This is a genomic window from Undibacterium sp. Jales W-56, assembly GCF_025548535.1.
In the GTDB taxonomy this organism is placed as follows: domain Bacteria; phylum Pseudomonadota; class Gammaproteobacteria; order Burkholderiales; family Burkholderiaceae_D; genus Undibacterium.
The window spans coordinates 705821-713172 of the sequence record NZ_JAJLQW010000002.1; the positions used below are offsets into that span (position 1 = coordinate 705821).

The 7352-nt window shown below is 49.2% G+C and carries 4 protein-coding genes and 1 pseudogene; 2 read left to right on the top strand and 3 right to left on the bottom strand.

Annotated features, from left to right (window positions below; genetic code table 11):
* Positions 1 to 23: 23 nt before the first annotated feature.
* On the bottom strand, positions 24 to 1112 hold the full coding sequence (aroC, locus tag LPB67_RS09195) for a chorismate synthase (RefSeq protein WP_262836822.1): 1089 nt from the start codon (positions 1110 to 1112) through the stop codon (positions 24 to 26).
* Positions 1113 to 1405: 293 nt separating this feature from the next.
* On the opposite strand from aroC, the gene LPB67_RS09200 reads away from it, so the two are divergent.
* Both LPB67_RS09200 and LPB67_RS09205 read left to right on the top strand, forming a co-directional pair.
* Complete coding sequence (locus tag LPB67_RS09200) at positions 1406 to 3646, top strand: EAL domain-containing protein (RefSeq protein ID WP_262836823.1); 2241 nt, start codon at positions 1406 to 1408, stop codon at positions 3644 to 3646.
* Positions 3647 to 4094: 448 nt separating this feature from the next.
* Positions 4095 to 5660 carry a transglycosylase SLT domain-containing protein gene (locus LPB67_RS09205; protein ID WP_262836824.1) on the top strand — a complete coding sequence of 522 codons (1566 nt, stop codon included), beginning with the start codon at positions 4095 to 4097 and terminating at the stop codon, positions 5658 to 5660.
* 169 nt (positions 5661 to 5829) lie between these two features.
* On the opposite strand, the gene LPB67_RS09210 is transcribed toward LPB67_RS09205, so the two are convergent.
* Together LPB67_RS09210 and LPB67_RS09215 are read right to left on the bottom strand one after the other, a co-directional pair.
* A complete protein-coding gene (locus LPB67_RS09210; RefSeq protein WP_262836825.1) occupies positions 5830 to 7083 on the bottom strand; it encodes a hypothetical protein in 1254 nt (417 codons plus the stop codon).
* 157 nt (positions 7084 to 7240) lie between these two features.
* Positions 7241 to 7352, bottom strand: a pseudogene (locus LPB67_RS09215) (biopolymer transporter ExbD); the annotation flags it as partial.

Below are 7352 nucleotides of genomic sequence, written 5' to 3' on the forward strand. Positions count from 1 at the left end.
CCCCATATTTCCGATTTTATCCATTATTTTGACGCGGCCAGTTGCACATCACCGCATTGCGCTCTGTGCCTCAACGCATGATCCATCAGCACCAGTGCCAGCATCGCCTCGGCGATCGGTGTGGCACGAATTCCCACGCAAGGATCATGACGGCCAAAGGTCTCCACCATCACAGGATTACCATCCTTATCAATAGAGCGCCGCGGTGTGCGGATCGAGGAAGTCGGCTTGATGGCGATAGAAACGGTAATATCCTGGCCAGTCGAAATACCGCCCAAAACCCCGCCCGCATTATTGCCGGCAAAGCCTTGCGGGGTTAATTCGTCGCCATGTTCAGAACCGCGCTGGGCCACGCACTTGAAGCCCGCGCCAATCTCAACCCCTTTGACCGCATTGATACCCATCATGGCATAAGCGATTTCGGCATCCAGCTTGTCGTAAATAGGTTCCCCCAAGCCGATCGGCACACCACTGGCGACCACATCAATCCGCGCGCCGATCGAATCGCCATCCTTGCGCAAAGCATCCATATAGTCTTCCAGCTGCGCAATCAATACCGGATCATTGGTCGGTGCAAAAAAGGGATTCTCAGGCACATGATCCCAGGATTGGAAGGGGATCAGTATGTCGCCCAATTGACTCATGCCACCGTTAAAAGTTGTGCCATATTGCTGATGCAGCCACTTCTTTGCAATCGCCGCTGCGCCGACCACCGGTGCCGTCAAACGCGCGGAAGAACGCCCGCCCCCGCGCGGGTCGCGGATGCCATACTTGTTCCAATAGGTGAAATCGGCATGCCCTGGGCGAAAGGTTTCTGTGATATTGCCATAATCCTTGCTGCGCTGATCCTGATTCCGGATCAGCAAAGCGATAGGCGTACCCGTTGTTTTGCCCTGATAAACACCGGACAGAATTTCGACGATGTCAGGCTCCTGCCTTTGGGTCACATGGCGCGAGGTGCCTGGCTTACGTCGATCCAGTTCTGGCTGTATATCAGCTTCAGACAACACCAACCCGGGAGGGCAACCGTCGATGACACAACCGATTGCGGGTCCATGGGACTCGCCAAATGTGGTTACAGTAAATAAAGTTCCAAGAGTATTACCAGACATAGTGTTCTGCAAAATTTTATTCAGGATTAACGCAATTTTAACAGCGATCATCACCTAACCAAATAAAAACACCATATGAGAACGACGCTAAACATCAAAAAACACCTGCAAAATCAGTTTTTATAGGTGCGAACCCGGATTTATTAAGTTTTCTTGTTTTATACTGGGCACATAGAGCATTTGTGGCTTGGCTGTTTGTAAATTTAATGCGATAGTTCCATACAAACACAACTATTCAAGATTTGTAGTCAAAATACAAATCTATTCTTGGAGTCGCTTCTCAGATGAATGCAATGATCCACTCTTCCGAAGATGATCTGGTATTTCTGGACGAACCAGAGGCAATTGACGCTTCGACAGTGATCAAGCTTCACCCAACGTGGCGAATCATGATCATTGATGATGATCCGGATGTGCACTCCGCAACGACATTTGCTTTAGGCAGCCTGGAAATTCAACATCGGCCGCTCAGTTTTTTGCATGCCTACTCGGCAGCAGAAGCACGCGATATATTGCAGCACGAGACCGATATCGCGATCATCTTGCTAGATGTCGTGATGGAGCAAGAGGACGCGGGCCTGCAGCTCGTCAGTCATATCCGTAAAACGCTGGGACTGGCCGACGTTCGCATCATCCTGCGTACAGGGCAGCCAGGGTATGCGCCTGAGATCGATGCAATCCGCGACTACGACATCAATGACTACAAAACCAAATCCGAATTAACCCGTACCAAACTCTACACCGCAGTCACCTCCGCCATTCGCTCCTACGAACAAATTTGCGCCATCAGCGCGAGTCGCCGCGGATTGGAACTGATCATCAACGCCAGCACTGAACTGATGGCATTGCGTGGCTTGCAAAATTTTGCCTCTGGTGTACTGACGCAAATTTCGGGATTGCTCGGTAACCATGCAGAAGGTTTCGTCTGTTCGCAGCAAGGTATAGACGGAGAAAAAGAACTCAAAATTATCGCGGCAACGCATTCGTTTCAACATCTGGTTGACCATCCAGTCAGCGATGTGGTTGATGAAAAGGCCAATGCGATCGTACAACACTCCATGCAAGAGCGCCGCAATTTGTACGAGGCAGAGTCAACAACGCTCTATTTCAGTAATGTTGCAGACCGTGACCTGACGGTTTATCTGAATGTAGGGCTGAATCTGAGTGAGATTGATAAACGCCTGCTCGAAGTCTTCTGCAATAACGTGTCTGTCGGCCTGGATAACGTGATGCTGACTTCCAGATTACATAGCTACGCTTTTTACGATCCACTGACGAGTTTAGCGAATCGACTCAAGCTCTTGCAGACATTGAATGAAACCCTGCAATCGCCGCTCAAAAGACATAGCGCATTGTCACTGATCGACATCGATCACTTTGCTGAAACCAATGATGCATTAGGTCACCAATTTGGCGACTTGTTGCTGTGTGCTGTCGCACAACGCCTGGTCAGGCATTTTGGGGAAGATTGCCAGCTTGCTCGTGTCGGCAGCGACGCCTTCGCTTTGCTGGGCGACGAAGAAATGGTCTGCCCACAAGCGATTCTGGCTTTGTTCACCGCCCCCTTTGAGGTTGATCATCAAGACGTCCAGCTATCCGCGACTATCGGCTTAGTTGCGCTGGCAGATTATGACGGCGACGGATCGGAAGCGCTCAAAGATACCAATATTGCGTTAAAACGCGCAAAGACCCATCAGCGCGGCAGCTTCGTCTATTTCACCCGGGACATGGGGGTAGAAATACGTGAACGCGTCCGTCTGATGCATGCCCTGCGTGCTGCATTTGAGAATAAAAAATTATTCCTGGTATTCCAGCCGCAGATAGATATGTCGAACGGACAAGTGGTGGGGGCAGAAGCCCTGCTCCGCTGGAAAACGGAAGAAGGCAAGTTCGTCCCGCCAGATTTATTTATCCCGATTGCCGAATATTCCGGCTTGATCGTTGATATTGGCGAATGGGTGCTACGTACTGCGTGCCGTGAATTAGTTCACCTGCGTAGCTTGGGGTATAAGGATTTCCAGATGGCGATTAACGTCTCTCAGGCGCAATTCTCCCACCCGCTGTTCATGCAGTCGCTGAACAGCGCGCTGCTAGATACGCAGGCGCCGCCGGAATCCATCGAGCTAGAGATTACCGAATCGATGGCGATGAAAGATCTCGAGTTGCTCATCAAAACACTGCATCAAATCAAGCAACTGGGGATTAAAATTTCGATTGATGACTTTGGCACGGGATTCTCATCGCTCAGCCATCTGCAAAAACTGGATATCGACAAACTCAAAATCGATCGCGCTTTTGTGAATGAAATCAGGCAAGATTCCGGTGAAGGCAGCATCGCAAAAATGGTCGTTCAGCTAGGCAAAAGCCTCGGCATCGCGATCATTGCAGAAGGTGTCGAAAGTGAAATGCAGGCCCAAACGCTGCTGTCATTCGGCTGCCATTTAGCGCAAGGATATTTGTATGCCAAGCCGATGACCAAAGAAGACTTGCATCCCTGGCTAGAAAATAAACGGCAACTTGGTCTGAATAATTGATAGCAGGGACCGTCAATTGAACTGCTAACGACTTCGCGGCATAAGTCCTTTAACCATCATCAGATTTGCAGAATTTACGCAAAACGGCAAGCTGCTTGCCACCATTCATATTGAACCTGTAGATTGGATGCGATTTTCCGAGGCATTTCGCGCCAACAGCCGCACCCGGCATGCGGATTCGTTCTGATCTCCACTTGCCACGGAACCAGTTCCCCTTGCTTTTCTCTGTGTCTCGGTGGCGAGTGGTGGTGGTTGTGTGAGTCCTGATTTGATGTGACTCAAGGATGATTCCGATTCCCTCTACGCCACCGTCATCAAGCCCCTCCGGGACTCAACTATCTTGTAACAAGAATGACATTTTTCTTGACGCTGTAATTGGCACCTGCGTACACTCTCACGATTACCTAAAAAAACCGTCGATCATGATCGATTAGACAATACACCGCCTATGAAACCTAACCGACAGCTTATTTCCTCCCTTTTTTCTCCCGCAATTTCTTCCGTTCTGATTCCTACATTGGTGTTTTGCCTGTCGTCAGCAGCCTATGCAGAAGAACGTGATGCAGCCACATCAGCCAATACGCCCGAATCCAACATCAGCCTGATCCAGACAGCACCGGCAGCCAGCACGGTCGCAGTCGAATTGCCCCTGGATACAACAGTGCAAGAGACCGATTTATGGAATCGCATCCGCAGTGGTTATGCGATTCCGGATCTGGACAATCAGCTCGTAAATAATCAGTTGACCTGGTACAGCACCAGAACCGATTACATACAACGCACCGTACAGCGCGGCTCACGCTATCTATTTCATGTGGTTGAAGAATTAGAAAAACGCGGCATGCCAACTGAATTGGCCTTATTGCCGTTCATCGAATCCGCCTTCAATCCGCAAGCCATCTCGACCGCTAAAGCCTCAGGCATGTGGCAATTCATGGCAGCAACCGGACGCGATTTCAACCTGAAACAAAACATGTTCAAGGATGACCGGCGCGGCGTATTGGATTCGACCGACGCAGCACTGACTTACCTGGAGCGTTTGTACGGCATCTTCGGTGACTGGCAATTGGCACTGGCGGCGTATAACTGGGGTGAAGGCTCTGTGCAACGTGCGATCAAGAAGCAGCAAGCGATGGGCCTGCCTATCGATTTTGAGAGCCTGTCGGCGCTGATGCCGAACGAAACCAAAAACTATCTACCCAAGTTACAAGCGGTCAAAAACATCATTGGACACCCCGAGCAATTTGGCATTGAGTTACCTAAGCTAGACAATCAACCTTACTTTGTCTCGGTAGAAAAAACCCGCGATATCGATGTCCGTGTCGCAGCGCAATTGGCTGAAATGTCCGTCGGCGATTTCACCGCCCTGAACCCGCAATTCAATCGCCCGGTCATCACTGGTAACAGCGCTACCAAAATCCTGCTGCCCACTGACAATGCCGTGGTATTCAAAGATAACTTGAGTAAATGGAGCGGCCCTTTATCTTCATGGGCGACCCATACCGTCGGTAAAACCGAGCGGATAGAATCCCTGGCAAACCGCTTAGGCTTAAAACCTGAAGTGCTGCGCGAAGTTAATTTGATCCCGGCCAAGATGCTGGTCAAAGCCGGTTCTACCCTGCTCGTACCAAAATCCAGCAAAACACCGGATCAGGATATCTCACTTGAAATCGCTGAAAAAGCGCAGCTGATTATTGAAAAAATGCCGTCGACGAGGCAAGTCAATATCAAAGTCGGCAAGCGCGATAACCTGAATTCGATTGCCAGGCATTACCGGGTGAGCGTCGCTGATTTAAAGGGCTGGAATAATTTGAAGCGCGATAGCGTCACGACAGGACAAGCACTGCAAATCCATCTACCGATTCAGCAGGCCAGATCGAGGGGTGCCCGTATTACGGTAGCTCATAATAATAGTCATGGCGGTAAAACGGTCCATCACCCGATAAAAACTCACACTATCCATACCGGGAAGATGTTGCTGGCAAAAGCAAAGTCAGGCAAAAAGCATAGCTGATATCTTGAGCATATTTTAACTTAAGCAGTCAAAGCAAGTAAAAAAGGCACATGAATGTGCCTTTTTTACTTATTGCGGACTTCTCCACGCATTGAGCAATTTTAATGCTTCAAGAAACAGCTTAGTCAAACACAACACCGATCGAACCATCGATGCTGATACCAGGCAATTATTTGCCTGACTGATTTGCGTAGATCATCCAGTAGCGCGCCAGATCGGCAGTACCGTCGGCACCTTGTACTGTTTTCAATACCTTGATGGCATTGGATTTTTTACCAGCCTCAATCAGGGCAATACCTTGCAATAGCTTGGCATCATCAGGGCGCTTCAACTCCCCTTTGGCGATACCCTGCTCGATCATTTTCAAACCTTTGTCAGTCTGACCAGCAGTCACATATGCATAGCCGAGATTAACCAAACCGGTGCCGTCTTTGCTTTGATTGGCTTCCGCTTCGTTAGCAGCGGCATTTGTTTTGCTTTCCGCCAGATTTTTATTCGCCAGATCGCGTAAACGCTTGTGACGTTCCGCTTCGTTACCTGTACCTAATGCACCGGCTTTGTAACCTTGTTCAATGATTTTAATCGCTTCTGCGGGATAACCTGCTTGCAGAGACAATTGAGACATTTCCATAAAATCATTGGTGCGGGTAATGTGACCCAAAGCGAATTTCAGTCGATACAGATAGAGAGACAGGCGCTCAGAGTAGCCTGGCTTACTCTGAATGCGATTCAGCAAATCCAGCCAGTAATCTTTTTTCGGGTAGTAAGTCAGCAGTTTTTCGATCGCAGCAACATACGTTGCTTTATCGTTTTGTTTCAATGCTGCGTTGGCGTATAACTGCAAGCTTGTCTCGCTTGGCGCGCGACCGGATTTTTCTTCAGCGGCCAGATCGGAGCGAACCTCTTTCATCGTGCCTGAGTAATCGCCACTCATGTACATCGATTGAATCAGGAAGGGACGCATCGCAGGATCGCTGCCGCCGTCTGAGTAGTAACGCTTTACCCATTGCACAGTTTTCGCATAATTACCCGCTTTGTAGTAAGCAGATGCCAAACCCTGAATGTACTTAACTTGTTCGCCAGCAGGTAATTTATTGGCGGAAATGATGGCTTCGTATGAGCGTATCACCGTATCATTGTCACCCGCCGCACTGGCAATCGCTGCACGCATACGTTCAATCGTGAAATTCTCGTTTACGGTCTTGCCGCCTACGCTGTCCGTCTCATGAATTTTCGCCAGAGCATCTTTATACTTCTTGGCCTTAAATAACTCACCGGCAGCTTGCACTACCTTGCCGATTTCCGGGCGCATTGCTTCCTGGGCATGAGCTGTATTGCCAGCGATAGTTGTCAACTCAGGTACAGCGCAGAATCCAATCGCAGCAAGTAATACGGCGAGACGTGACAATCGTAGTTGCTTCATGTTTTGATCTCTCAATCAATAAAAATCAGTAAATATAATGAATGTGGACGTTACAGCTTTTTGACTATGAAAAAAGGCAGGAGTAACCCTGCCAATTTTGAATAATACCTTAGTTTTTGTGCTTGAAACAGCAAGAAGCTAAGTAATTACAAACTACTTATTTCAAGAACTGCTCATTGCCGACCATACCGATCTTGGTCACGCCCAGACGCTGTGCGCTGGCCATCACATGCGCCACCGACTTGTAGGCCACCAGCTTGTTCGGCCGT